Source organism: Streptomyces marispadix, assembly GCF_022524345.1.
In the GTDB taxonomy this organism is placed as follows: domain Bacteria; phylum Actinomycetota; class Actinomycetes; order Streptomycetales; family Streptomycetaceae; genus Streptomyces; species Streptomyces marispadix.
This window is the reverse complement of record NZ_JAKWJU010000002.1, coordinates 4,328,383-4,352,968: the sequence shown is the minus strand read 5'-3', so window position 1 is coordinate 4,352,968 and position 24,586 is coordinate 4,328,383. Positions and strand designations below refer to the sequence as shown.

Here is a 24,586-nt window from a genome sequence, read left to right as displayed (position 1 = left end):
CCGGGTGTCCGCGAAGCCGGTGGAGGCATCGAGAAGGAGCAGGCTTGTGCGGTGGCGTCGCCGACTCGGCCCCCGGTGCTGGCGTCAGGCTGGGTGCTTGCGGCCCACGAGGTGGAAAACGCGGCTGAGTTGGCGGTAGGGGTCCCGGCGGCTTGCTTCGAGTTCGGCCGCGGCCATGGCCGCTGTCTGCTCCGAATCGCCCGGGTCCAGCTCGGTGCCGCCGAACTCCAGCCAGTCGGCGAACAGCCACACCCCGTACCAGCGCAGCGGCTCCACGCCGCGGCTGCGCAGGAGTTCGCCGATCTCCTCCACCGTGTCGGCCCGGCCCGGCACTCCCAGCACTCCGACCTCGCGCCTGGAGTCGAACGCCGCGAGGGCGTCGTCCCACCGCCTCTCCAGGGCCGGACGCACCGCCATCGCCTTGGCGTTGGCCGTCATGATCGAGACGAGGCCGCCGGAGGCCGCGCAGCGGCATAGCTGGTCGACCATTGCCTCGGGATCTTCGAGGTAACCGAGCACGCCATGGCACAGCACGGCGTCGAAGCGCCGCCCGCCCAGCGCCTCTTCCGCCTTCTCGCCGTCGGCCTGTACGAGCGTGACCCGGCGCCGTACGTCGTCGGGCAGCCGCTCAAGACGCTGCCGGGCCTTGTCCAGCATCGCCTGCGAGGGGTCGAGCAACGTCACGTCGTAACCGGCCTCGGCCAGCGGAAACGACTGATGGCCCGCGCCGCCGCCGACGTCGAGCACCGATGCCGGGGCGGACGGCAGATGCTCCAGCAACTGCTGGTGCAGCACGTAGGTACGCACGTGCCCCTTCACGGAGGCGTACGCCCCCTCGGCGAACTGGTCGACCAGCCCTGCCCAGATGTCCTCGCCCATGCGGACACGGTACGCCGACGGGTCAGCACGGTCGGCGAGTTACTGCGGGACCCGGACGCAGCCGACGGACGGTGCGGACGGCAGGGACGGTGACGCTCAGCGCTGCCGGGCGGTGTGCACCTCGCTGAACTGGTCGTTTGTCGGCGGGTGTTGGTCGCCCGCACGCCACAGGCCCGGTGACTACACCATCACAGGTGAGGACGGGTCGGTGACCGTCACCGTGAACGACTTCCGCTGATCTCACCGCATGAAGACCGCTGTTGCCCTGGACGGCACGTTTCTCCGGGGCAACAGCCGATCGCGGCACGGGACCGGAGGGGCGGAGGACGAGAGCAACTGCGAAGCGCGTGCTGCCCGCCGGGGCCTGGATACTCGGCCCGCCGTCGCGCAGCCGCAACCGCTCCCCTGCGTAGGCGAGTTCGGCCGTACGGGGCACGGCCGCTCACGACCGTCACCGTGGACGGCTGCCGGCGGCCGTTCAGGCGCTACCTTCGACCAGGGCGGCGCATGGGAGCGTTCCGCGGGACGAGGAGGACGCATGACTGGGTCACGGGTGCTGGTGGTCGGGCTCGATCCCGCCAAGCTTGAGGGCTGGGACCCGGAACCGGTGCAGGCGGCGATAGCGCGTGGCCGGGCTCGTTGCGAGGAGCTGGGCGTCGATACCGACTGGTGCCTGGTGACGGTCGGCGAGAGCCCCGAGGAAGCGATCGTGGAAGCGCTGACCGCCGAGGACTACGCGTGTGTCGTGATCGGGGGCGGCATCCGCAAGCATGAGCCGTTGCTCGAGTTCTTCGAGAAGGTGATCAATCTGGTGCGGCAGCACGCTCCGGACGCGGCCATCGCCTTCAACAGCGGTCCCGAGGACTGCGCCGACGCAGCTCTGCGGTGGCTGCGCTAGCCGTGCCGTCCGTCGCCGAAGGTCGTGCGGGCTGGGCGCGTTCGGGACCGTGCGGGACCATGCCGGAGCGTGCGGGGTCGTCGGGGACGGCCTGAGCCGCGATCGCATGGGAAAAACGTGGCGGGCGCCACCGCCGACTCACCGTCGTTCACGGGCAGTCGGCGCCGCTCAGCGCGACGGCGCCGGTGGCGGGGCGATGAACTCGATGCCGTGTTCGCGCATGCCCTCCCGCAGCTTCTCGAAGTCGGGCTGTTCGTGCGGCGGCAGGGTGAGGGAGCGGGCCGGGCGGCCGGTGGAGTGGAAGAAGTCCTCGCACGTGCCCGGGAACAGCAGCGTGGCGAGGCGGGCGGTCTCGGACTCGACGCGGTGGGAGTGGGCTCGTCCGCGTGGCCCGAACACGTAGGTGCCGGGGCCCGCGGTGTGCTGTTCGTCGTCGAGGAAGAAGGTGACCTCGCCGTCGAGCACGATCCATGCCTCGTCCTCACGGCTGTGCCGGTGCACCGGCGGCGCCGAGCCCTTGGGGATGAGCTGTTCGGAGAGGCTGAACGCGCCGCCGGTGGCCGCCGCCGGGATCTTGAGAGTCCACAGCACGTCGAGGTGCCACAGGCCCTCACCGTGACCGGGCGGCTGGATCAGGGCGTCGAGCGAAGGTTGCGACATGGATCATCCCCCCAAGTGGTGGTCGCCGACCGGGACTTCGGCGGCGCCGAGTCGAACGACGACGTGTGTGCCGTCCGTCGTCAGAACGCGTCCGTACCGGCCGATCCGAGTAGTTTGCGCACGATCGTACGCCTGCCGTGCGCGGCACACAGGTGACGAGCGCTGCCCTTGAGCGCTGACCGCTCTCAAGCGCCGACCCGGCCCGGCTTCCGTCTGCCGGGCGTCGCACCGGTCCCCAGCGACGCCTTCAAGTCAGATGCTCCGTCAGGGAGATGGGCACGTTCGACCTCCCCGTACGCCTATCCCCGTGCGCGCCTCCCCGGCCCGACGCATGACGGTCCGCCGCATGACGGTCCGCCGCATGACGGTCCGCCGCATGACCGTCCGCCGACGTACGACGAGCGGGCACGTCCACCAACTGCCGCGTGGGGGCGGTGCGGTCGTGCGGCTCCGTTCGCGGGCGGTTCGGCGTCGTACGCAACGGGCCTTGCGCAGACGCTCGTTCGCCGTCGGGTAACTCACCGTCGTCACCTGGGGGCGTTGCTCGCCGCCGCCTCGGCGGCGTCCTCATGCTGCGGCCCCGGCTTGGCGGTGGGAGCGTGGTGCGGTGATCGCGATGTCGCCTCAGGGGCCGGTGCAAGTGCCGTGGTTCGTCGTGGAGTTCGCCGCAGGGCGGTCGATACGTGCCGTATGGAAGAACGAGGTCGGCGGGTCGACATTCCAGGTCGGCGAGGGGGACTCACGGCAGTTCGTGAAGTGGGCGCCCGTCGGCAGCGGCGTCGAACTGTCGGCGGAGGCCGCGCGGTTGCGCTGGGCGGCGGCGTACGCCGTGGTGCCGCGCGTACTCGGCGAGGGTTCGAACGAGGCGGGGGCCTGGATCGTCACGGCGGGGCTGCCCGGCCGTATGGCGGTGGACGACCGTTGGAAGCGCGATCCGGGGACCGCGGTGCGCGCCATCGGATCCGGATTGCGGGCGCTGCACGACGAACTGCCGCTTGCGGACTGCCCGTTCGACTGGTCGGCGCGCGAACGGCTGCACAGCGTCCGGGCGAGGGCGGCAGCGGGCCGGATCGATCCCGCGAACTGGCATGAAGACCTTGCGCACTTCCGTACCGTCGAGCGTGCGCTTGACGTGCTGGCCGAGCCGCCGCGGGTCGATCGGCTCGTGGTCTGCCACGGCGATGCGTGCGCTCCCAACACCCTGATCGGCGACGACGGTTCGTGCAGCGGGCACGTCGATCTCGGCGCGCTGGGCGTCGGCGACCGCTGGGCCGATCTGGCCGTCGCGACCTGGAGCACGCAGTGGAACTACGGGCCGGGTTGGGAGGAGCCGCTGCTGACGGCCTACGGCGTCGACGCGGATCCCAAGCGGATCGCGTACTACCGACTGTTGTGGGAGCTGTCGGACTGAGCCTTCGACTTACTGCGTTCGACGGTCACGCCGCAATCGGGAGTTCGCCGCAGAGTGGCCGGAGCCCCGACGGCCACCGACCGCCTCCGACAGCCACGGTGGCGCCCCCGACACCGGGGCGCCACCATCGACGTACGAGCCTTCACGGCGGCGCTACGGCCTTCGCCGCAGCGTCGCGAGAGCAACCGAGAGCAACCGAGAGCAACGAAGTACGCGAAGAGGGCCCGCGCATCGTGGCGCGCGAGCGTCAGGTGGCCAGCGCCTTCTTGATCGCGTCGGCGACATGCCTGGCCTGGAGGTCCCGGCCCGTGGGGTTGGGGTGGACGAACCAGGGGATCTGCCGGCCCCCGGCGGCCCCGTACTGGGAGTTCTCCAGGAGGCCGCCGATGCCGCGCCGAGCGCCGTCGCAGGCCGTGTTGCCGCCGGTGGCGCTGTAGAGGTCGACGAAGGTCTCCCCGTACTCCTTGGCCTTCCTCCGCATCACCTCGTTCAGCCGCTGCTGCACCTTCTCGTCCAGGAATTCCAGGGCGTCCTCACGGATGTCGGCCAACGGGCGCTCCTGCTCGCCCGGAGCAGGCTCGCGGCACTTGGAGGCGTCCTCGGGGACGATGCGGGGGTAGCCGACGAGGACGGTCTCGGCGTTGGGAGCGAAGTAGCCGATGCGTTCGAGCATTTCGTCGAGGTCGTCCTCGACCCGCTCGAACCGCCCCTCCAGCCACGCCTTGCCGTCGCCGCGCTCGAAGTGGTCACGGCATCGCTCGGCGGGGTCGCCGGGGTCCTGGGCCTCGCTGGGGAGGAGATCGCCCTCGGGTCCGCGCAGGCGGTCCGAGCACTGCTTGAGGATTGCGGCGAAGCCGAGGGTGTTGCCGCCCATGCCGCCTGCCACCAGCTTGGTCCCGTCGTTGAGGGCGTTCTGCTGCGGAGGGGCCGTATAGGGGAAGGGAAGCTTGATCTTCTGCTCGCTCCAGAAGTGATGGGTGAGGGCGCCGCCGCAGGAGCGGTCCGACCGGACGTCGAGGCTGACGCCCTGGGCCTTGAGTTGCCGCGTGGCGACGGTGGGATAGTTCTCCTTCGCCTGGAGGCAGGCGAGTTGGCGCAGAGGGGCCTCGTCGCTGCCGGGCGGTGCGATGCCGAAGTCGGCGGTGTAGGAATCGCCGAAGAAGACGGTCGGGACCGGGTCCGAGGGCTGGGCGCTCGCGGCCCCGGCCGGAGCGGCGAGCGTCAGGCACGCTCCCAGGGCCACGGTCGCTGCGGCTGCGCGGCGAGCGCTCAGCGCCTTCGTCTTGGTACGCACGATGTTCCTCTCGTTGTTCTTTCATCCCTGCACTGAGCAGGGGTGATGACAACGAGTACATGGCCGTGCCCGGAGAGCGATATGCGGGTGAGAGCGGGTGAACGGGGAGCGTGGGAGCGTGGGGCGGGCGCAAGGGCGCACCGGGCACGCTCGGCCGTCAGAGGCGACCGGAGAGCTTCCCCCGCCCACGGCACGGACGGCACGACGCCACGGAAGGCACAGCACAGCACGGGCCCCACTGCACGGACTGTGTGTGCAGCCCGGGTACGAAACGGAGTCGGCCCGGTGGGCACCGTGTGCTCACCGGGCCGACGATCGCCGCGGTCACGCAGGCGGGAAGACCGGAGTCCCGTTCAGGTCCGGGTTGATGAGACTCACGCAACTGAAGTGAGTGAAGCTCGTGGCATTCGGCACCACTTGGCCTCCCTCGTCCATGCAGATCTCAGCGGGGATCGGAGGATCGGCCGGCCCCTGTGCGGAGGCGGCTCCCGCGGAGCCCACGAGGGCTGCCGCGGCAGCGGCGGTGACGATCGCAGCGGAGTAACGGCGCATTTTTCTCCTTTGTTCGCCGTTGATCTGTCCGCCCGGAACCTAGCCCTCCCAAATGCGGTGAAACTGCTCGCCACTCCTTCGGGACCGTCTTCCACCCTGACGAGTGGTGCCCGCGAGCGGGCGCTGACAGCCACGGCGGAACTGCGTGCGGGAACCCGCACCTTCGATGGACGCCGTCTGTGACGACGGGCCCAACCCGGCGTTGGGCAGGACGTGTTGAGCAGGACGTGTTGAGAAGAAGGCGCGGAGCAGGACCGGTCCGCGACGCGGCAGACGTTCGGGCAGTGGCGTCCCACGCATCCGCCGTCGCATCAACTCGTAAGGCCCGTACGGGAGTCGGGCTTCACCGCCCGTACCGGGTATGCAGTACGGAGGAAGCCGTCGGCAGTGCCCGCGTAACGGGGCCGAACAGGGAGAGAGCCATGCTGAACGCCTTCACTCTGCGCCTGCCCGCCCCCGAGGAGGCCCTGCCCGGCCGTAGCGAGCGGATGTTCTCCGTACCGGAGAAGCACGCCGTCCTCGGCACCCCGCTGCTCGGCCCGTACCCGGAGGGCTTCGAGACCGCCGACTTCGCGCTCGGCTGCTTCTGGGGCGCGGAGCGGCGATTCTGGCGAACTCCCGGTGTGTGGACGACGGTTGTGGGCTTCCAGGGCGGCAGCACACCGAACCCCATCTCCGAGGAGGTCGCGGACGGCCGTACCGGTCACGCCGAGACCGTACGGGCCGTCTTCGACCCCGCGAAGGTCTCGTACGAGGAGCTGCTGAAGCTCTTCTGGGAGTCCCACGACCCGACGCAGGGCTTCCGGCAGGGCAACGACGTGGGCACACACTGCCGTTCGATGCTCTTCCACCACTCGGAGGGGCAGCGGGCGGCTGCGCAACGGTCACGCGACGACTATCAGCGGCTGCTTCGCGAGGCGGGCTACGGCACGATCACCACGGAGATCGTGCCCGCGGAGGACTTCCCCTTCTACCCGGCCGAGGCGCGCCATCAGCAGTATCTCGACGCGAACCCGGGCGGTTACTGCGGACTCGGCGGGACCGGGGTCCCGTTCACGGCGGAGGCGGGGGCGTAGAGCGACCGGCACCCCTAGTGTCCTGCTCCGGTCCGGAGCGGAGCGCGCCAGGCCCGGCCCGGACCGGCCCGGCCCGGCGGTGACGGTTACGGTTACGGACCCCCGGGCCCGCCGCTCCCTGCGGCGTACCGGACGTATGGCCGAGGCGTGCGGACAGGGGCCGGGACCATCGCGGGAACGCCGTGCGGAGGCCACCGCACGGAACGGGCCGAGGCTCCCGCACGGAGCAGGCGGAGGCCACCGCACGGAAGCGGATACAGAGCCCTCGGCACACGGTCCGGCAATCGATCTGCCCTGGGCAGATCTGCTGCGGGCCGAGAATCCGGTCGCGGGCGCCCCCGCGGGCCAAGAGTGAAGTGAGCGCGGCGACTTCCGCCGCGCCGCTCACCACAGGAGGCCCCATGTCCCCACTGCTCGCCGCTCCACAGGAACGCTCCTGGTCGCCTCCGCGCGCGGAGGAGGGCGACACCCCTCCGTCGCGCTTCGACGACCACCTGGCCGCCCAACTCCTCGCCCAGCGCATCGTCTTCCTCGGCAGCCAGGTCGACGACGTATCGGCGAACCGCGTCTGCGCACAGCTACTGCTGCTCTCCGCCGAGGACCCCCGTACGGACATCAGCCTGTGTGTGAACAGCCCCGGCGGCTCGGTCACGGCAGGACTGGCGATCTACGACACGATGCGCCTGATCCCCAACGACGTCTCCACGCTCGCCATGGGATTCGCCGCCAGCATGGGCCAGTTCCTCGTCACCGTGGGAGCGGAGGGCAAGCGGCTGGCGCTGCCCAACTCGCGGATCATGATGCACCAGCCCTCCGCGGGCATCGGCGGTCCGGCCGCCGACATCGCCATCCAGGCCGAGAACCTCGCCTACATGAAGAAGGCCATCGAGCGGATCACCGCCGAGCACACCGGCCAGAGCGAGGAGACGATCTCGCGGGACGGCGACCGGGACCGCTGGTTCACGGCCGAACAGGCCCTGGAATACGGGCTGGTCGACCGGGTCGTGAGTTCGCTGGACGACGTACGTCCGGCGTCGTCGAAGCCGAAGGTGGGTCTCTGAGATGAGCCAGTACACGATCCCGACGGTCGTGGAGCGCACGCCGAACGGCGAGCGCGCCTACGACATCTACAGCAGGCTGCTCTCCGAGCGCGTGATCTTCCTGGGGACCGAGATCGACGACGGCGTGGCCAACGTCGTCATCGCCCAGCTCCTCCACCTGGAGTCCTCCGCTCCCGAGCGCGAGATCTCGATCTACATCAACTCGCCCGGCGGCTCCTACACTTCGCTCACCGCGATCTACGACACGATGACGTTCGTCGGTGCGCCGATCTCCACGTTCTGCGTCGGACAGGCTGCGTCGACCGCCGCGGTGCTGCTCGCGGGCGGCGATCCCGGACGCCGCTTCGTACTCGGCCACTCCCGGGTGCTGCTGGGGCAGCCGGCGAGCGGCGGCACTCGCGGCACGGTCTCCGATCTGAGCCTCCAGGCGAAGGAGATGCTGCGCATCCGTTCGGAGGTGGAGGAGATCCTCTCCGTGCATACCGGTCACGACGTGGCGACGCTGCGTGCCGACATGGACCGCGACAAGGTCTTCACGGCGCACGAGGCTGTGGAGTACGGACTGGCGGACGAGGTGCTCAGCCGACGGCAGTTGGTGAGCGCGGCGGCCTGACCGACGGACCGCACGGACCGGACGGGGGGCGTGGGCTTACCGCCCGCGCCCTCCTTGCCGCCCGGCGGCCACTGCCCCGCTGCGCGCCCGGCGGCCACTGCCCCGCTGTCCCGCTCAGGCGGCGAGACGTACCTCGCCCTGGTGAGGCGCCGCGGGCGGGCGGGCGCCCAAGGACCGAGGCGCACCGTCACGCGGGTCCACCGGCCGGGCGAGTCCGGCGGAACGAGCCGTGCGCGCGAGCCGGGCGGGACGGGCCAACTCGCTCTGCACACGCGTCAGTACGTCGCCCAGCCCCAGGCCGAGCGCCTGCGCCGCGGCGGCCAGCACCTCCGACGATGCCTCCTTGCGGCCGCGCTCCACCTCGGAGAGATAGGGCATCGAGATACGGGCGGCTTCCGCCACGTCCTTGAGCGTGCGCTGCTGGGCCACGCGTTCGCGGCGCAGCACCGCACCGACGAGGTGCCTCCACAGCGGCTCCCGTGCGTCCCGCTCTCCCGGCTGCCGCTCCCCGGTACCGCCGGGGGCCGGTGTCCCCGAGCCGGGGCGCAGCGCGATCACCCGGGCATCGCCGGACCGAGGCGCCCCGGCCTCCGCCTCCGCCGCCGCCCGTCCGGGTGCCGGTGTCCCGTCGCTGCCCTGGGCCCGGGACCGGTCTGCCGCCTGCTCGTACTCATGGCTGCTCACCACTTCAGACTAGGAGCGCCGAACCGTACGGAAAGGGGCCCGGGAACTGTTCCGCCACCGGCGTAACCCCGGCAAGACAGCGCGGCAGGACACGTGCCCCGCGTCCGTATTGACCTTGTCGTTGCGTCAAGGTCTTCAATCGAGGCATGCGAATCGGCGAGATCGCCGCCCTGGTCGGGGTGTCCACCAGGACCGTGCGGCACTACCACCGTCTCGGGCTGCTGCCCGAACCCGTAAGGCTGTCCAACGGCTATCGCGACTACCGGCTGCGCGACGCGGTGGTCCTCGCACGCGTACGGCGGCTCGCGGAACTGGGGCTGTCCCTGGACGAGATCCGCGACGTGCTCGCCGACGACCGGGACCGCGAACTGCGCGAGGTGCTGACCGAGCTGGACGCCGATCTCGCGCGGCAACAGGAGTCGATCGGCGCACGGCGGGAGCGGCTCGCGTCGCTGCTGGCCGATCCGGAACTGCATCCGGACTCCGCGGTGTCCCCCGAGATGGCGGCCGTGCTGCGCGAACTGCCCGCCGGGGGCTCGCGGTTCGCCGAGGCCGACCGGGAGATGCTCACGCTCGTCTGCGCCCTGGCCGGGCCGGAGGACCGCACGCGCCTGCTCGATCTGCTGCGTCCCCTCACCGAGCCCGAGGCGGTCGCCCGCGGCCAGGCCCTCTACGAGCGTCTCGACGAACTCGCCGACGCGGCGCCCGACGACCCCCGCGTTCCGCCGCTCGCGGCGGACCTGGCCGCCCATATCCCCGACGGGATGGCCGCGATGATGCTCGACGGCCTCGAATCTGCCGCGTCCTCCGCGCCCTCGGCCGCTGCCGCGTCCTCCGGGACGGCCTCCCCCTCCGGCACCGCCGGGCCCGGCCTGCCGGACCAAGACCGCTTGCTGGAGGGGGTGTTCGGCGAGATGCCTCCCGCACAGTCGGAGGTCTTCCGCCTCGCCGTGGCCACCCTGGCTGAGGAACGCACACCGCCGAAGGACCGGCACGGACACGAGAACGGCGAGGCCACCGGCGGGGACTCCCCCAAGGCCACCGGCGAGGCCACCGGTGAGGGGACGGGACCGTGATCCTCAAGACCGCGCGTGCGGCGCTGTTCGCTGTGCTCCCCGCCGAGCTGCTTGCGGCGGTGCTGCTGATCTCCGGCGTCCCGCTCCCCGCACCCGTGCTCGCGCTGGCCGAACCGGCCGTCGCGGCCGTGCTGTTGCTGGAAGCCGTCGTCGCGTATCGGCTCTACGCCGCCGCGCTACGACGGGGCGCCACCCGCCGGGCCGCACTGCGCGCCGCCTACGGCGAACTCGTACCGGTGAGGGTGCGCCGGGTGATGTCGTTCGACGTAAGGGGGCTGGCGAGCCTCGCGCTGTGGATCATGCGCCGCCGCGACGGTGTGCCGCCGGGCGCCGTGGCGCTGCCGTACTCACGTGAGCAGAGCCCGTTCCTGCTGCTGATCCTCTTCGTCACCGTCCTGGAGACGATCGGCACGGAGGTGCTGCTGCGCGGTCTCGGTGCTCCCGCCGGACTGCGCGTGGTCCTTCTGGTGCTGGACCTGTACGCGGCGGTCGCCGTGCTGGCGATCTGGGCGGCCGGTGTGACCCGCCCCCATGTGGTCTCCGACGCCGAACTCCGCGTCCGCTGCGGCGCTTTCCTCGACGCCCGTGTGCCGCGCGCTGCGATCGCCTCCGCCCGCGTCGCGCACAGCTACAACGAGCGGGGAATGGTCTCGGTCGAGGAGGACGGGCGGCTCGCGGTGGCGGTCTCCTCACGTACGAACGTGGTGGTGGAGCTGCTGGAGCCGGTGACGGTGGTACGTCCGCTGGGCGGCGAAGCACGCATCAGCGCGATCAGGTTCTTCTGCGACGACCCGCGCCCCGCACTCGAAGCGCTGCGGGAGCGGGAGCGGCCCACGAGCGGACTGGGGTCCGCCGGAGGGGCGGCGGACGAGCGCACAACGACCCCTGACTGAGCGGGAGTCGAGCGGGGCGGGGACGGCAGGAGAGGGGCGCGGCCCGAGGGCCGAAGGGCAGCAGGGCCCGGCCGCCAGGTGGCCGACGGCACCGGTGGCTCCGGTGCCGTCCGCCGTGGAACGGACCGCGCGGCCTTGCGCACCTCGATCAGGACGTGGATCAGGACGCCGACAGGACGGCCTGCCGTCTCGTTCCGGGGAGCCGGACAGCGCTCCCACACCCCTCGCATTCCTTGCGCGGCCTGTTCCGGACCGCGATATGCCCCGTGGTGAGGTCTCGCCCCCGGTGAGACCTCATGCCCCGAAGGAGCCTTACAGGCCGAACGTCAGCCGTTGGCCGCGGCGTTGATCATCTCGCGGGCCTTGCCTTCGCTCTGGTCGTAGCGGTCGGGGAAAGCCGAACGCTGGACGCTCTGCGCGAGCTGACCGGCGGTCATGCTCGGGTCTTCCTGGTCGTTCGGGATGGCCTGGTCGAGGAACGCGTTGGTCGCGTAGGTCACGTCCATGATCTGCTCGGGCGTGCCCCAGCCGGCGCTCGGCCGCTGCTGGAAGACGCCGAGGGAGTCGCGGTCGCCACAGTTGAGGTTGTTCATGTGGGACTCGACCCAGCCGGTCTCGAAGGCGGCCAGCATCACCTTGTCGTTGACGCCGCGCTGGGTGGCCACGTCGTGAACGGTGTTGATGACGGCCGGGTCGAAGTCCGGCGGCACGGCGCACTTCTCGTCGAGGATCTCGGCGTTGGAGCGGTGGTCCTTGCCCTCGGTCTCACCGGCGCTGGCCTGCACGACCAGACCGCCCGCGACGAGCACACCCGCGGCCAGGGCCGTGGCGCCGCGGACAACCGTCTTGCGTCTGATCTTCGTAGTGAACGTCATTGGGGTCTTTCCTTCCAGGTGGGGACAGGGAGGCGCATGGACACGCATCCCTGCTGGCGCGGAACCCAGAACCCCTCGCCACTCCCCCGGCCTTCCGGTGACCTGCGGAAGTGCGAGCAATCGATTTCGTTGCCGGACCGTACGCGCCTGACTGAGACACGTCAACGAACACTGGTTTTCACACTCCAGGCACAAGGAGCAGATCCGAAAATGGCCCCTGGAAGCGGAAAATGACCCGCCAACCGGCCACTGTCCCGGCACGGAATCCCCAGGTCACTTCAAGCGATCTTCACGAAATCGATTTCGCACCCTGCCTCGGCGACCAACCCCCCGGTGATCAACTACGGCTCTGACGGCCGACGTTCGTGACACCTGTCATTTGTGTAGTTGTATAGGGCAACGATATATTTCCTTGTGGCGTACACAGACTTGGGTGCGCGCCGCAAGCGCCGTCAGAGCCCCCACACCACCCGGCGGCTCCGCGACAACCGAAGGGACGCCCCGAAATGAACGGGCCGGAGACAGCCATACCCGAGGCGACCACCGGGCCTGACCGCACGGAGCCGTCCCCGACCTCCCCGGCCGGGGAGGTCGACCGGGCGCACGACCGGCAGACCGGGCAGGCCGCTCCCGCCCGGCACCCCCGCGGACAGAGCCCGTTCCGTCAGCCCAAGGCCGTATGGGCGGTGGCCTTCGCCTGCGTCATCTCGTTCATGGGCATCGGCCTCGTCGACCCGATCCTGCCCGCGCTCTCCAGCCAGCTCGACGCCACTCCGAGCCAGGTCACGCTGCTGTTCACCAGCTATCTGGTGGTGACGGCGGTGGCGATGCTCGTCACCGGCTGGGTCTCCAGCCGCCTCGGCGCCAAGCGGACCCTCGTGTTCGGCCTCGTCCTCATCGTCGTCTTCTCCGCACTGGCCGGGGCGACGGGAAGCATCGACGGCATCATCGGCTTCCGCGCGGGCTGGGGCCTGGGGAACGCCCTGTTCATCGCGACGTCCCTCGCGGTGATCGTCGGCTCGGCCAGCGGCGGCTTCGCGGGCGCGATCGTCCTCTACGAGACGGCACTCGGCGTCGGCATCGCCACCGGCCCGCTCCTGGGCGGTCTGCTCGGGCATGTGAGCTGGCGCGGGCCGTTCTTCGGCGTCGCGGTGCTGATGGCCGTCGCGCTCGTGGCCACGGCCGTGCTCCTCCCCCGCACGAAGGCGCCCGAGCGTCCCGAGTCGCTCGTCGAACCGCTCGCCGCGCTACGGCACCGCGCTCTCGCGACCACCAGCGTGACCGGGCTGCTCTACAACTGGGGCTTCTTCACGATGCTCGGCTACGCGCCGTTCCTGATGCACCTCTCCGCCATCGAACTCGGCTGGGTCTTCTTCGCCTGGGGCCTGCTCGTCGCCGTCTTCGCGGTGTTCGGGGCGCCCGCGCTGCGCGGCTGGTTCGGCACCCCGCGCACCCTCTACGGGAACCTGCTGTTCATGGCCGCGGACCTGGCGCTGATCGGTGCCTTCCCGGACGAGCGCTGGGTCGTGATCGGCGCGGTGATCGCCGCCGGAGCGTTCATCGGCGTCAACAACACCCTTGTCACCACTGCCGTGATGAGCATCGCGCCGGTGCCGCGGCCGGTCGCCTCCGCCACCTACGGCTTCGTGCGCTTCATCGGCGGCGGCCTCGCGCCCTTCGCCGCGGGCAAGCTCGTAGAGCACTACGACGCGCATGTGCCGTTCGTACTCGGAGCGGTGAGCGTCGCCGCGGGGGCCGTACTGCTGTCGACGGTGCACCGCGCCCTCGACGAGGCGGACAGGACGGCCTGAGGCCGACGGCACTTCGGCCGCGCACCCTCCGCGTGCCACCGCACCGGGCATGACCCGCGCGGCGCCGGGGACCCGGACGGGGAAAGCGAGAGTCCTCGTCGCGCCGTGCGCGGCGCGGAAGGAAGTGGCCAGAATGCGCATCGCCTTTCTGATGGCCCCGGAGGGGGTCGAGCAGGTCGAGCTGACAGAGCCGTGGAAGGCCGTTAAGGACGCCGGGCACACGCCCCGGCTGGTGTCCACGACGCCGGGCCGCATCCAGGCGTTCAACCACCTCGACAAGGGCGACACCTTCCAGGTGGACCAGACCGTCGACGAGACCTCGGCCGAGGAGTACGGGGCGCTGGTGCTGCCCGGCGGTGTCGCGAACCCGGATGCGCTGCGCCTGGACGACGACGCCGTGAGCCTGGTGAAGACGTTCTGCGAGACGGGCAAGCTCGTCGCGGCGATCTGCCACGCCCCGTGGACGCTGATCGAGGCGGACGTCGTACGCGGCCGCAGGCTCACGTCGTGGCCGAGCCTGGAGACCGACCTGCGCAACGCGGGCGCCCACTGGGTCGACGAGCAGGCCGTCGTCGACGAGGGGACGTACACGCTCGTGACGAGCCGTAAGCCCGACGACCTGAAGGCGTTCAACGACACGGTGGTGCTCCAGCTCGGCGGCTGAGCCCAGGGATGCGAACCCATGGATGCGGCTGAACCCGTAGAGCGGAAGCGCCGATCAGGCGCACACGGAAGCAGACAGACGGAAGCAGACAGGCAGAGACGCGGGGCGGGGGCTGTCGGGCCCCCGCCCCGCGTCTCATGCGTACGTCCGCAACGGGCCTTGGCGCCCGCGCCTGGTTCAGACGGCCGAGCCCGCCTTCCACTGGGCCCAGCTCATGTTCCATCCGTTGAGGCCGTTGTCCGGCTGCACGGTCTTGTCCGGCGAGCCCTTGACCTCGACCACGTCGCCGACCAGCGAGTTGGAGAAGAACCAGGCGCCGTCGGTGCTGTTGTCGTGCGCGCCCCTGGTGTCCTTCAGGCCCACGCACCCGTGGCTGGTGTTGCCCGAACCGAAGGGCGCGCCCCAGTAGTTGCCGTGGATGAAGGTCCCGGACGTCGACAGGCGCATGGCGTGCGGGACGTCCTTGATGTCGTAACCCTCTTCGCCCTTGCGGCCGAAGCCCACCGTGTCGCCGTCCATCCGGGTCTCCTTGTGCTTCTCGGAGATCACCATCTTCCCGTTGTACGTGGGGTTCTTGGCGCTGCCGGCCGAGATGGGGATGGTCTTCAGCTTCTGGCCGTCGCGTACGACGGTCATCTGGTGGCTGTTGACGTCGACGGTGCTGACCTGCGAGCGGCCGATGTTGTACGTGACCCGCTTGTTCTGCACGCCCGTCATGCCCTGGGCGCCCTTCACACCGTCGAGCTTGAGGTCGAGGGTGACCTTGGAGCCGGGCTTCCAGTAGTCCTGCGGGCGGAAGTCGAGGCGGGTGTCGTCGAACCAGTGCCCGACGACCTCCTGGCCGCTGGTCGAGTTCACCTTGATCGCGGACTGGACGGCCTTCTTGTTGGTGATCGCCTTGTCGAAGTTGATCGACACGGGCATGCCCACACCGACGGTCTGGCCGTCCTCTCCCGCGTAGGTGCCGATGAAGCTGTTGTCGGGAGAGACGGTGGTGAAGGTCGAGTTCTCGACGGCCTTGCGGCCTCCCCGGTCCTCGGCCTTCGCGGTGATCTTGTACTGGGTGGCCCGCTCCAGTTGCTGAGCCGGCTTCCACGACTTGCCGTCGCCCGACATCGTGCCGGCGACGCTGGTGCCGCCCTCGACGGCGGTCAGCTTCACGGCCGTCAGCTTGCCCTTGCTCACCGAGACGTCGCCGCCGGTGTTGATGCTCGCGCCTTCCGAGCCGTCCTTGGAGGCGATCTTTATTCGGGCCTCCGAAGTCTTCTTGCCGTGCGCCTCGGCGTTGGCGTTCTTCGCATCGCCGCCGCCGGACGAACCGCAGGCCCCCAGGGCCAGTACACCGCCGAGCACCACGGCCGTCGCTGAAACAGCCTTGCGGTGCCTACCCAGCGTCGTCACAGACTTCTCCCATTGCGTCAGTTCCCGAACTCCCCGATTTCGCCGCGTACACCCCCCGCCGGACCAACCCGGACATGTGTGGACCCAGCTCTACGGGAAGGAACGCTCCCGGGCTGGTGACCGGTTCCACTGGTTACAAAACTGTGTTCCAGGACACGTGCTCATCGGGAATCCCCGGAAAATCCGCTGTGAACTGGGGAAACGCTTCGGCGCCAGATGAAGGCGACGGCCCGTCCCCGTTCGGTCGTGGAACGGGGACGGGCCGTGTTCGGGGGCCGCGTCATGGGACGGGGTGTGGGACAGGCTGTGGGCCGGGCTACCGGCCCAGGTTGCAGGCCGAGGTACGGCCCGGTCTCAGCGGCGGGCGCCCGCGTGTCCTTGAAGGACCTCACGGGGGCGCTCGTATGGGTCGCCGTCGGAGCCGTCGGTGGCGGTGTCGGCGGTGTCGGCGGTGTCGTGGACGGCTGATTCGGCGTTGCCGGCCTCGTCGGCGTACCCGTCTTCGAGAGCGTCCGCGTCGTCGAAGCCGTCCGCGCCCTCCAGGAAGGAGAAGGACTCCGACTCGGCGGCGGTCATCTCCTCGCTGCCCCAACTGGCGTGCGCGAGTTCGACACCCGGCAGTTCCCGTACGAGGTCGAAGGGGTCCACGAGACACGCGAGCGCCTCGCCCGCGTCCGAGGCGACGATCTCCTCGGCGTGCGAGCGCTCCTCGTCCGGCATCAGGTCGTCATTGGCGATACGTTCGAGTGCCGACCCGGTCAGGGCTTCCGCGTCGGCGATCTCGACGACCAGGTCGACACGGAGCCGGATGTGCGGCGAGGGCTGTACGGAGGTGTCGGACGGTTCGGAGCGAGGTGTCTCGTCGGCAGCCATGTCCGGAGCGTAGGACGGAACGGAGGCTCGGCTTCCGTACGACCCGCGGCTGTCTATAACATCGGCCACCGTGCCGTCAGTTCATGGTGCGCGCGGCGCACCACCGTACTCGGAAGGACTTGCTCCGTGCCCGCAGCCGGACGATCCAGCATCTCCGCTCACCGCCGGTCCCTGATGACGGCCACCGCAGCCGGTGCGGTCCTGTGCGCGCTCTGGTTCGTACCCTCGGCGAAGGCCACGCCGGAGGCCCCCGGCCAGGGCCGTACCTCGGCTCAGGAACTGGGTCAGGGCCAGGGTTCGGGGCGGGGTGCCGAGTCCGTCCCCGGTACGGACCTCGGCTCGGGCGCGGCGTCCGAAACGGACTGGGCCGACGGCCGCGCACATGCGTCCTCCGCCGCTGCCGACGCCGGTGAGGACGGTCTGACCAGTCCCTTCGTCCTCAGCTCCCTGGGCCTCGCGGGTACGGGCGCCGTACTGATCGTCCGCGCCCGCCGCCGCGCGTCCTACGGCCCGAGGGTCTGATCCCGGCCTTACACCGCACGTCCGGGCGCCCGACCCCAGGCCCTCTCGGGCGCGCCCGAACTCCCGGGCCCTGGACTCCCGTGCGCTGGACTCCCGTACCCCCGAACTCCCTTGTCTCTCAGGCGAGTTCGCCGGTCACCGACTCCGCCGCCCGCACCAGCGCTCCCGTACGTACGAACTGCTCGGCCGCCGCCAGGTCCGGCGAGAGGAAGCGGTCGGGTCCCGGCCCGTCCACCCCGGCCTCGTGCAGCGCGTCCACGATCGCCCGCGACGCGGCGGCAGGCGTCGACCGGCCGTCGGCGGCGCGCAGTTCGACCGCCCGTGCCGCCGCGTACAGCTCGACGGCCACGACCCTGGTGAGCGCGTCCACGGCCCCCCGCAGCTTGCGGGCCGCGGACCAGCCCATCGAGACGTGGTCCTCCTGCATCGCCGAGGACGGGATCGAGTCGACGGACGCCGGTGCCGCCAGCCGCTTCATCTCGCTGACCAGCGCGGCCTGTGTGTACTGGGCGATCATGAGCCCGGAGTCGACGCCCGCGTCGTGGGCGAGGAAGGGCGGCAGGCCGTGTGAGCGGTTCTTGTCGAGAAGACGGTCGGTACGGCGTTCCGCGATGGAGGCGAGATCGGCGGCGGCGACGGCGAGGAAGTCGAGCACGTAGGCGACGGGCGCGCCATGGAAGTTCCCGTTCGACTCGACACGCCCGTCCGCGAGCACCACCGGATTGTCCACGGCCGAGGCCAGCTCCCGCCGGGCGACGGTGAGGGCATGGGCGAGGGTGTCGCGCCCGGCGCCCGCGACCTGCGGCGCACAGCGCACCGAGTAGGCGTCCTGCACACGGGGCGCGTCGTCCTGGTGGTGACCCGTGAGGCCCGAACCGGCAAGCACCTTCAGCATGTTGGCGGCCGAGGCGGCCTGGCCGGGGTGCGGCCGGATGGCGTGCAGCTCGGGTGCGAGGACCTTCTCGGTGCCGAGGAGCGCCTCCAGCGTGAGCGCGGCGGTGATGTCCGCGGACGTGAAGAGCCGGGCGAGGTCGGCGCAGGCGAGTAGCAGCATGCCCAGCATGCCGTCCGTGCCGTTGAGGAGGGCGAGGCCCTCCTTCTCCCGCAGCTCTACGGGTGTGATGCCGTGAGCGGCGAGAAGTTCCGCGGCGGGTGCCACGGTCCCGTCGGGGCCCTCGGCCTCGCCCTCGCCCATGAGCGTCAGCGCGCAGTGGGAGAGCGGCGCGAGGTCGCCGGAGCAGCCGAGCGAGCCGTACTCGTGCACCACGGGGGTGATCCCGGCGTTGAGCAACTCCGCGAAGGAGCGGGCGACTTCGGCCCTTACGCCCGTGTGCCCGGACGCCAGCGTCTTCAGGCGCAGGAACATCAGCGCACGTACGACCTCACGCTCCACACGCGGACCCATACCGGCGGCGTGCGAGCGGACGATGTTGCGCTGGAGCTGCGCACGCAGGCCGGGGCTGATGTGGCGTACGGCGAGGGCACCGAAGCCCGTGGAGACCCCGTAGACGGGCTCGGGCTTGGCCGCCAGCTCCTCGATGTGCCTGCGCGAGGCGTCGAGGGACGCCACCGCCTGCGCCGACAGCTCCACACGGGCGCCGTCCCGGGCGACGGCGATGACGTCTTCGGGGGTCGTGCCGGAGTCTCCCAGCACCACGGTGTGCATACTCATATTCAGGCACCCTAGAGAGTGAATCGATTCCTGTCACGGCCGGGGTCCGCTACGACTCTTCTCCGAGGGCCGCCACGGGCTCCCGCGGACGGGCCGCCGAACGTCAACTCCGTTACCCGGTACGGGATTTGCCCCCACGAGCTGCGGGCGGCCGATGCACGGCAGCCGGAGGCGCGACGCCCGCGATCGGCCTCCCGGCGGCGGTTCCGCGCCTCCGGCGGGGGCTTCGGCGGGGCCTCAGTTCAGCCGCTCACGACCCGGGGGCCGGGCCTCACCGCCGCCTCGGCGCGGCCGTCCGACTCCGCGCGGCCGTCCGGCTCTGTGCCGTCCCTCTCGATACGCCCCTCGGCCCCCGTACGGCCGTCCCTCTCCGTACGGCCGTCCCTCTCCGTACCGCCCTCCGCCTCCGCAGCGCCGTCGAAGCGGCCGTTCCCCGCTCGCGGATCGACCGGGTACGGAGCTGCGGCCGACGTCGCCGGTCCTCCCGGCGCCCCGGGCCGATCGGGGCCACCCGGAGAGCCGCCCTCCTCCTCGTCCGGCTTCGCGGTCTGGCCGCGGAAGTGCCTGCGGTCCCCTGGCGTCGGCGCCGGCGCGATCTCCTCCGCCTCGGAGGCGTCCGCGAGACGCACGACCGGGTCCTCGGGGCCGCCGTCGCGGCCCGCGACCACCGGCCGTAGCGCACGTGCCGCCTTCGCCCGGTACTGTGCGGCGTCCGCCAGGCGGAAGAGGCGGGCCGCCGACCGCGCGGGCCCGATCGGGTCCCCCGTGGACGCGACACCGCACGAGACGCCCTCCCCGCCGCGCAGTCCCAGCGCCTTGCGGCACACCTCGTCGGCGGCCTTCACGACGTCATCGGCAGGCGGCCCCACGGTCAGCAGGCAGAACTCGTCGCCCCCCAGTCGCGCCGCCAGCGCCCCCGGCAGCTTCGCGCCACAGAGCGACAGCACCATCCCGAAGCGCTCCAGCAGCCGGTCTCCGGCCGCGTGCCCGAACTCGTCGTTGACGCGCTTGAGTCCGTTGACGTCGCAGACGACGAGGCTCACCACGGTGCCGTCCTCGCGGTGGCGCTGGAGGCCGTCGTCCAGCTTGCCCTCGACGGCACGGCGGTTGGCCAGACCGGTGAGCTGGTCGGTGAAGGCGAGCCGCCGCACCTCTTCCAACTGCTCGTTCTGTGCGATCCCGGCGGAGATGATCTCGGCCAGTATGGCCGCGAAGTGCGCGTCGGCGCGGTCGAAGAGCAGCTCCCCGGGAGCGCGGGCCACATAGAGCGCGCCCCAGGCTCGGCCTCGCAGCACTATCGGAGCGACGACGCAGCAGCCACGTCCACGGCGGCGCAGTGCGGCGGCGCGCGCCGAAGGGCCGCCGCCGACGCCTTCACCGGCGCCCGCGTCGGTGACTTCCGCGTCCGCGGTCTCGATCCAGGCCGACGGCTCGTCGCCGCCGTCCACGCGCCGACGTTCGGGCAGCGGCTCGGTGATCTCCGGGAAGTCGTGCACCGGGTAGGACTCGTCCTCGGGGAACTCGCTCTCGCCGGGCGCCAGTTCGCCGACATTGACGAGTACGTCCAGCCGCCCGCGTGCACGGTCCCAGACGGAGAGAGCGGCGAAGCTGCCGTCCATGGCCTCGCACGCGCGCAGGGCGGCGGCGTGCGCGACCTCGCGGAGCGTGGAGTGGCGGGGATGCGCCTCGCAGAAGCGCTGCGCTCCCGCCATGGCCTGCGCAAGCTCCGCCACGGCCCGCAGACGTATGTCGTCTCCCATGACTGCCAGGCTAGGACCAGTCCGGACAATCTTCTCGTGACGGTTGCTCCTACGGGCGGTCCCAGCACGGTGCATGCGTCGCGGCCGCACATGTAACGGCGGGCAAGGGAAGTCCGCCGGAACGGGCCTGGAACGGACCGCCCGTACGGGTTGCCCCTCGCTCCGCGCCCCTCCTCGAAAAGCGGCGCTTCAGCCGGTCACTCGCCCGGCCACCGCGGCTTCCGCTTCTCGTTGAAGGCGGCCACGCCCTCCGTGCGGTCCCCGGAGAAGGCGACGGTGCGCCAGGCCGCGTCCTCGACCTCCAGCCCGGCCCGCAGGTCCAGCCCCCAGCCCGTACGCAGCGCACGCTTGGCGGCCCGCAGCCCCACCGGGGAGTTGCCCGCGATACGGGCGGCCAGCGCCAGCGCCTCCGCCCGGTCCTCTCCGGGGTCCGCCCACCGGTCGACCAGGCCCAGTTCGCGGGCCTCCGCCGCCTCGACCCTGCGTGCGGTGAAGATCAGCTCGGCCGCGCGTGCGGCACCCACCCGGCGCGGCAGAAGCTGCGTACCGCCGCCGCCCGGGATGACGCCCACGGAGACCTCGGGCAGCCCGAGCACCGCGCTCGGGTCGGCGACGATCAGGTCGCAGGAGAGGGCGAGTTCGAAGCCGCCGCCGAGCGCATAGCCGTGCACTGCTGCGATCGTCGGCATCGGCAGTTCCAGTACGCCCGTGTACGCGGCGCGTGCCGTCGGGCGGTGGCGGCCCAGCTCGGCGTCGGTGAGGGAGTTGCGTTCCTTGAGGTCGGCGCCCACGCAGAACGCCCGGTCGTTGCTGGAGGTGAGCACGGTGACTCGTACGTCACGGTCGTCGGCGAGGGCCGTGCACGCCTCGGCGAGGCCCGCGGCCACCTCGGAGGAGACGGCGTTGAGGGCCTCGGGACGGTCGAGCACCAGCTCGGCCACGTGCGGTGCGGCCCCGGCGTCCTTGCGGACCACGATCGACTCGCCGTAACGCTCTTCGCTCACCGTGCTCATACGGGTCCCTCCGGGTGTCGACGCGCTCAGGATCGACGTGCGCCCGCACCGGCGCACGCTCAGGATCGGCGCGGATCACCCTACGGGCCTCGGCGTCACCGCCCGGCGCCGGGGAGCGGCCCCTCAAGCGCCGACGGGCGCCGTCAGCGGCGGCTGAGCATCCACGGTTCGACGACGCCGAGGCCGCGCACCGGCCGCTGGTACAGCGGCTGAAGCGCATAGCGGTAACCGGAGAGGTCCTCGGTCTCCTTCTCCGACTCCGGGGCGGCTCCGGCGCCGACCAGCTCCGCGCGGCAGTCCCCGTCCACGAGCACCCGGTCCTTGGGCGCTATCGATGTCAGCCTGCTCGCCAGGTTGACGGTGTTGCCGAAGACGTCGCCCATGCGCGTCGTCATCGTGCCGAAGGCGATGCCTACGCGCAGCTCGGGCATCGTCGGGTCGTTCGCCATGGTCTCGATCAGCCGCAGCCCGATCTCGGCGGCGGTGCCGGCGTCCTCGGCGACGTAGAGGACCTCGTCACCCAGCGCCTTGATCAGCCGGCCGCCGTTCGCGGCGACCAGATCGGCGGCCGTGGTCTCGAACGCCTCGACCAGCTCGCCCAGTTCGTCGTCCTCCAGGCGGCGCGTCAGCCGTGTGAAACCGACGAGGTCGGCGAAGGCGATGGCCTGCCTGCGCGCGACGGTGTCCTCGTCGTCCATCGCCTGTACGACCCGGCCCGTGGCGGCGGCGAGCTGGCGCCGCCACACGTACACCAGGAATTCCTCAAGCTCCGGCAGGAGGAGCTGGACGAGCGGATATGTGACCTCGTTGCGCGTCATCCCCGGCTCGGGCGGCTCCGTGAGCCCCATCAGGAACGAGTCGATCTGCCAGTCCGCCAGCCGCGACGTGGTCTGCCCCGTCGACCGGGCGACCTGCACCGCCGTCGTCTCGCTCAGCAGCCCCGCCTCCACGAGCCCGGCGAGCCGTCGCAGCGCCAGTACGTCCGCCTCGGTCAGCGCCCTGGCCTGGCCCACGTCGGCGAAGCCCATCGCACGCCAGAAGCGGGAGGCCAGCTCCATGGAGACACCTGCGGCGCGGGCCGCCTGGAAGGGCGTGTACTGCCGCTTCGAGCCGAGGATGAGCTGCTCGATACGCAGGGCGCTGGGGTCGTCCTCGTCCTCCTCGGGGACGGGCGGGAGGTCCGCGCCTACGGGACCCGTAGCGCCGGGCGTGCCGGTCTGTCCGCTCGCCGCGGGTGCGGCGGGTGAGCCGGTGGCGCCGGGCGTCTGCGCTGGTTCCGGTTGTCCCGGCTCCCCGGGCTGCTCCCGTGGCGCGCCGCCCTCCGCCGGCTGTTCGCCTGCCGGCTCCGGCTCCGACTGCGACCCGGACGTACGCGCGGGAATGTCCGGTTCATCGTCGGCCACTGTCCGCCCCTTGCCAGGTCCGGTCGTCCCTGCGCACTGCCCTTCCGTTCTCTTGCTGAGATCTTCCGGGGATCACCGGGACGCGTCACATCCGTGTCCCCTCCGCCGCGTGCCAACAATACGGCAGCAGTGCGCTGAACTGGCCCCTCTGCGAACGGACCATCAGAAGCGGACCACCGGCTCGGCGGAACACATACAGTGCGCGTGACGTGCGCCCCTGCGCCCCCCGGAGAGGGCTCAGCGCGGGAGCGCCGGAAGCCGGCCGGTCACTGCCGGGCGCCGCCGTCGGGGCCACTCTCCTCGGGGCCGCCTTCATCGGGGCCGTCGTCGTCGGGGCCGCTCTCCGTGGAGCCGCCTTCCGGACCGCCGTCCGCGCCGTCGCCACGGTCGCCGCGCAGATGCACGATGTCCCCTGCCGCGACCGGACGTTGAACACCGCTCTCCGTACCGATCACGAGGCGTCCGTCGCTGTCGACCGCCACCGCCTCGCCGACGAGCCGTTCGCCGCCGGGCAGCTCCGCCCGTACCCGGCGCCCGAGCGTGACGCACCCCGCCGCGTACGCCTCCAGCAGACCGGCCGAGAGCGGGTCGCCGTCGGCGGCGGTCCAGCGCCCGTACCAGTCCTCCACGGAACGCAGCACCGAGCGCAGCAGCGGATCGCGGTCCGCCTCGCGGGCGCCTGCGAGGACGAGCGAGCCCGCGGCGGGCACCGGAAGCTCCTGCTCCCGCAGCGTGACGTTGAGCCCGATGCCGAGGACGATCCCGGCGCCGCCGCCGGCAGCGCCGCCACCGGCCGCTCCCCCCGCGTCCTCCGATGCCACGTCCGTGCGCTCCGCGAGGATGCCGCCGGTCTTGCGTTCCTCGCCCCGTACGTCGACCAGCACGTCGTTGGGCCACTTCAGCTTGGTGTCGACCCCCGCCGTGCGGGACAGCGCGGTGGCCGTCGCCACCCCCGCCAGCAGCGGCACCCATCCCCAGCGCTGCTGCGGCACGCGCGGCACGATCAGCATCGAGACGAAGATCCCGGAGCGGGCGGGAGCGCTCCAGCCCCGCTCCAGGCGTCCCCGTCCGGCGGTCTGCTCCTCGGCGACGAGTACGGCACCCTCCCGCGCGCCGCCCTCCCGCGCACGGGAGGCGAGATCCGTATTCGTCGAGCCGGTGCTCTCGACGACGTCCAGCGACGTCCACATGCTGTCCGCTCCGGTCAACGCACGGCGCAGCGAAGCGGCGTTGAGCGGCGGACGGTCGAGATCGGACCAGCGGCTGCCCGGGTTGCCGGACGGGTTCGGCGTCATGGCGCCAGCGTAGGCCCGCCGTCGGGGACGCCGCCCGGCGCTCGTATCCGCACCGCCCAGGCGCACAGGCCGTACGCACTGCCCGTCAGAACGATCCGCGAGAACGGTCCGTACGAGCGGGCCCTTCGACGACCGCACCCGTACGTACTGGCCCCGAAGCCCCAGTGTGGCCAACGCCGCACCGCCGAAAGGGCTCTTCG

Annotated in this window: 22 protein-coding genes and 1 pseudogene; 10 read left to right on the top strand and 13 right to left on the bottom strand. The window is 71.4% G+C overall.

Features of this window, described 5'->3' with window-relative positions; all coding sequences use genetic code 11:
• Positions 1-84 precede the first annotated feature (84 nt).
• Complete coding sequence (locus MMA15_RS18330; RefSeq protein WP_241061137.1) at positions 85-879, bottom strand: class I SAM-dependent methyltransferase; 795 nt, start codon at positions 877-879, stop codon at positions 85-87.
• A 538-nt stretch (positions 880-1,417) separates the two neighbouring features.
• On the opposite strand from MMA15_RS18330, the gene MMA15_RS18325 reads away from it, so the two are divergent.
• Positions 1,418-1,777 (top strand): hypothetical protein, encoded by a 360-nt coding sequence (locus tag MMA15_RS18325; RefSeq protein ID WP_241061135.1) that lies wholly within the window; start codon positions 1,418-1,420, stop codon positions 1,775-1,777.
• 168 nt (positions 1,778-1,945) lie between these two features.
• Here the strand turns inward: MMA15_RS18325 and MMA15_RS18320 are convergent, their stop codons facing one another.
• Complete coding sequence (locus MMA15_RS18320; protein WP_241061134.1) at positions 1,946-2,437, bottom strand: cupin domain-containing protein; 492 nt, start codon at positions 2,435-2,437, stop codon at positions 1,946-1,948.
• Between the two features lie 616 nt (positions 2,438-3,053).
• On the opposite strand from MMA15_RS18320, the gene MMA15_RS18315 reads away from it, so the two are divergent.
• Entirely contained in the window at positions 3,054-3,848 is a 795-nt protein-coding gene (locus MMA15_RS18315) for an aminoglycoside 3'-phosphotransferase (protein WP_241063278.1), read from the top strand.
• Between the two features lie 247 nt (positions 3,849-4,095).
• On the opposite strand, the gene MMA15_RS18310 is transcribed toward MMA15_RS18315, so the two are convergent.
• Positions 4,096-5,142: an SGNH/GDSL hydrolase family protein gene (locus MMA15_RS18310; protein ID WP_241061132.1), complete on the bottom strand. Its 1,047-nt coding sequence runs from the start codon at positions 5,140-5,142 to the stop codon at positions 4,096-4,098.
• Between the two features lie 324 nt (positions 5,143-5,466).
• Positions 5,467-5,694 carry a hypothetical protein gene (locus tag MMA15_RS18305; protein ID WP_241061130.1) on the bottom strand — a complete coding sequence of 76 codons (228 nt, stop codon included), beginning with the start codon at positions 5,692-5,694 and terminating at the stop codon, positions 5,467-5,469.
• Positions 5,695-6,116: 422 nt separating this feature from the next.
• Between MMA15_RS18305 and msrA the strand changes: the two genes are divergently transcribed.
• The 3 genes from msrA (at position 6,117) to MMA15_RS18290 (ending at position 8,444) form a co-directional block, all read left to right on the top strand.
• Positions 6,117-6,770, top strand: coding sequence for a peptide-methionine (S)-S-oxide reductase MsrA (msrA, locus tag MMA15_RS18300; protein WP_241061128.1), 654 nt, complete (start codon positions 6,117-6,119; stop codon positions 6,768-6,770).
• 401 nt (positions 6,771-7,171) lie between these two features.
• Positions 7,172-7,831 carry an ATP-dependent Clp protease proteolytic subunit gene (locus MMA15_RS18295; RefSeq protein WP_241061126.1) on the top strand — a complete coding sequence of 220 codons (660 nt, stop codon included), beginning with the start codon at positions 7,172-7,174 and terminating at the stop codon, positions 7,829-7,831.
• Between the two features lies 1 nt (position 7,832).
• Positions 7,833-8,444, top strand: a complete 612-nt coding sequence (locus MMA15_RS18290) for a ClpP family protease (protein WP_241061124.1) — start codon at positions 7,833-7,835, stop codon at positions 8,442-8,444.
• A 114-nt stretch (positions 8,445-8,558) separates the two neighbouring features.
• Here MMA15_RS18290 and MMA15_RS18285 read toward each other — a convergent pair whose 3' ends face one another.
• Positions 8,559-9,002 carry a helix-turn-helix domain-containing protein gene (locus MMA15_RS18285; RefSeq protein ID WP_372498353.1) on the bottom strand — a complete coding sequence of 148 codons (444 nt, stop codon included), beginning with the start codon at positions 9,000-9,002 and terminating at the stop codon, positions 8,559-8,561.
• 272 nt (positions 9,003-9,274) lie between these two features.
• Between MMA15_RS18285 and MMA15_RS18280 the strand changes: the two genes are divergently transcribed.
• Together MMA15_RS18280 and MMA15_RS18275 are read left to right on the top strand one after the other, a co-directional pair.
• Complete coding sequence (locus MMA15_RS18280; RefSeq protein WP_308290560.1) at positions 9,275-10,204, top strand: MerR family transcriptional regulator; 930 nt, start codon at positions 9,275-9,277, stop codon at positions 10,202-10,204.
• Positions 10,201-11,097 carry a hypothetical protein gene (locus tag MMA15_RS18275; protein WP_241061122.1) on the top strand — a complete coding sequence of 299 codons (897 nt, stop codon included), beginning with the start codon at positions 10,201-10,203 and terminating at the stop codon, positions 11,095-11,097. The genes MMA15_RS18280 and MMA15_RS18275 overlap by 4 nt, the downstream gene beginning before the upstream one ends.
• Before the next feature lie 326 nt (positions 11,098-11,423).
• Here MMA15_RS18275 and MMA15_RS18270 read toward each other — a convergent pair whose 3' ends face one another.
• Positions 11,424-11,972 (bottom strand): hypothetical protein, encoded by a 549-nt coding sequence (locus MMA15_RS18270; RefSeq protein ID WP_241061120.1) that lies wholly within the window; start codon positions 11,970-11,972, stop codon positions 11,424-11,426.
• A gap of 506 nt (positions 11,973-12,478) precedes the next feature.
• Here MMA15_RS18270 and MMA15_RS18265 point away from each other — a divergent pair.
• Entirely contained in the window at positions 12,479-13,783 is a 1,305-nt protein-coding gene (locus tag MMA15_RS18265; RefSeq protein ID WP_241061118.1) for an MFS transporter, read from the top strand.
• A gap of 133 nt (positions 13,784-13,916) precedes the next feature.
• A complete protein-coding gene (locus MMA15_RS18260; RefSeq protein ID WP_241061116.1) occupies positions 13,917-14,447 on the top strand; it encodes a type 1 glutamine amidotransferase domain-containing protein in 531 nt (176 codons plus the stop codon).
• Positions 14,448-14,624: 177 nt separating this feature from the next.
• Here the strand turns inward: MMA15_RS18260 and MMA15_RS18255 are convergent, their stop codons facing one another.
• A complete protein-coding gene (locus tag MMA15_RS18255; RefSeq protein WP_241061114.1) occupies positions 14,625-15,848 on the bottom strand; it encodes a L,D-transpeptidase in 1,224 nt (407 codons plus the stop codon).
• A 354-nt stretch (positions 15,849-16,202) separates the two neighbouring features.
• Complete coding sequence (locus MMA15_RS18250) at positions 16,203-16,721, bottom strand: hypothetical protein (protein ID WP_241061112.1); 519 nt, start codon at positions 16,719-16,721, stop codon at positions 16,203-16,205.
• Positions 16,722-16,847: 126 nt separating this feature from the next.
• On the opposite strand from MMA15_RS18250, the gene MMA15_RS18245 reads away from it, so the two are divergent.
• Complete coding sequence (locus MMA15_RS18245; RefSeq protein ID WP_372498267.1) at positions 16,848-17,243, top strand: hypothetical protein; 396 nt, start codon at positions 16,848-16,850, stop codon at positions 17,241-17,243.
• A 118-nt stretch (positions 17,244-17,361) separates the two neighbouring features.
• On the opposite strand, the gene hutH is transcribed toward MMA15_RS18245, so the two are convergent.
• The 5 genes and pseudogenes from hutH to MMA15_RS18220 all read right to left on the bottom strand — a co-directional run bounded on the left by hutH (position 17,362) and on the right by MMA15_RS18220 (position 24,386).
• Positions 17,362-18,909, bottom strand: coding sequence for a histidine ammonia-lyase (hutH, locus tag MMA15_RS18240; protein WP_241063275.1), 1,548 nt, complete (start codon positions 18,907-18,909; stop codon positions 17,362-17,364).
• A 554-nt stretch (positions 18,910-19,463) separates the two neighbouring features.
• Positions 19,464-20,675 (bottom strand): annotated as a pseudogene (locus tag MMA15_RS18235) (GGDEF domain-containing protein); the annotation flags it as partial.
• A 197-nt stretch (positions 20,676-20,872) separates the two neighbouring features.
• Positions 20,873-21,688, bottom strand: coding sequence for an enoyl-CoA hydratase/isomerase family protein (locus MMA15_RS18230; protein WP_241061110.1), 816 nt, complete (start codon positions 21,686-21,688; stop codon positions 20,873-20,875).
• Positions 21,689-21,831: 143 nt separating this feature from the next.
• Positions 21,832-23,091 carry an adenylate/guanylate cyclase domain-containing protein gene (locus MMA15_RS18225; RefSeq protein WP_241061108.1) on the bottom strand — a complete coding sequence of 420 codons (1,260 nt, stop codon included), beginning with the start codon at positions 23,089-23,091 and terminating at the stop codon, positions 21,832-21,834.
• Positions 23,092-23,357: 266 nt separating this feature from the next.
• Positions 23,358-24,386 (bottom strand): biotin--[acetyl-CoA-carboxylase] ligase, encoded by a 1,029-nt coding sequence (locus MMA15_RS18220; RefSeq protein ID WP_241061106.1) that lies wholly within the window; start codon positions 24,384-24,386, stop codon positions 23,358-23,360.
• Positions 24,387-24,586 lie beyond the last annotated feature (200 nt).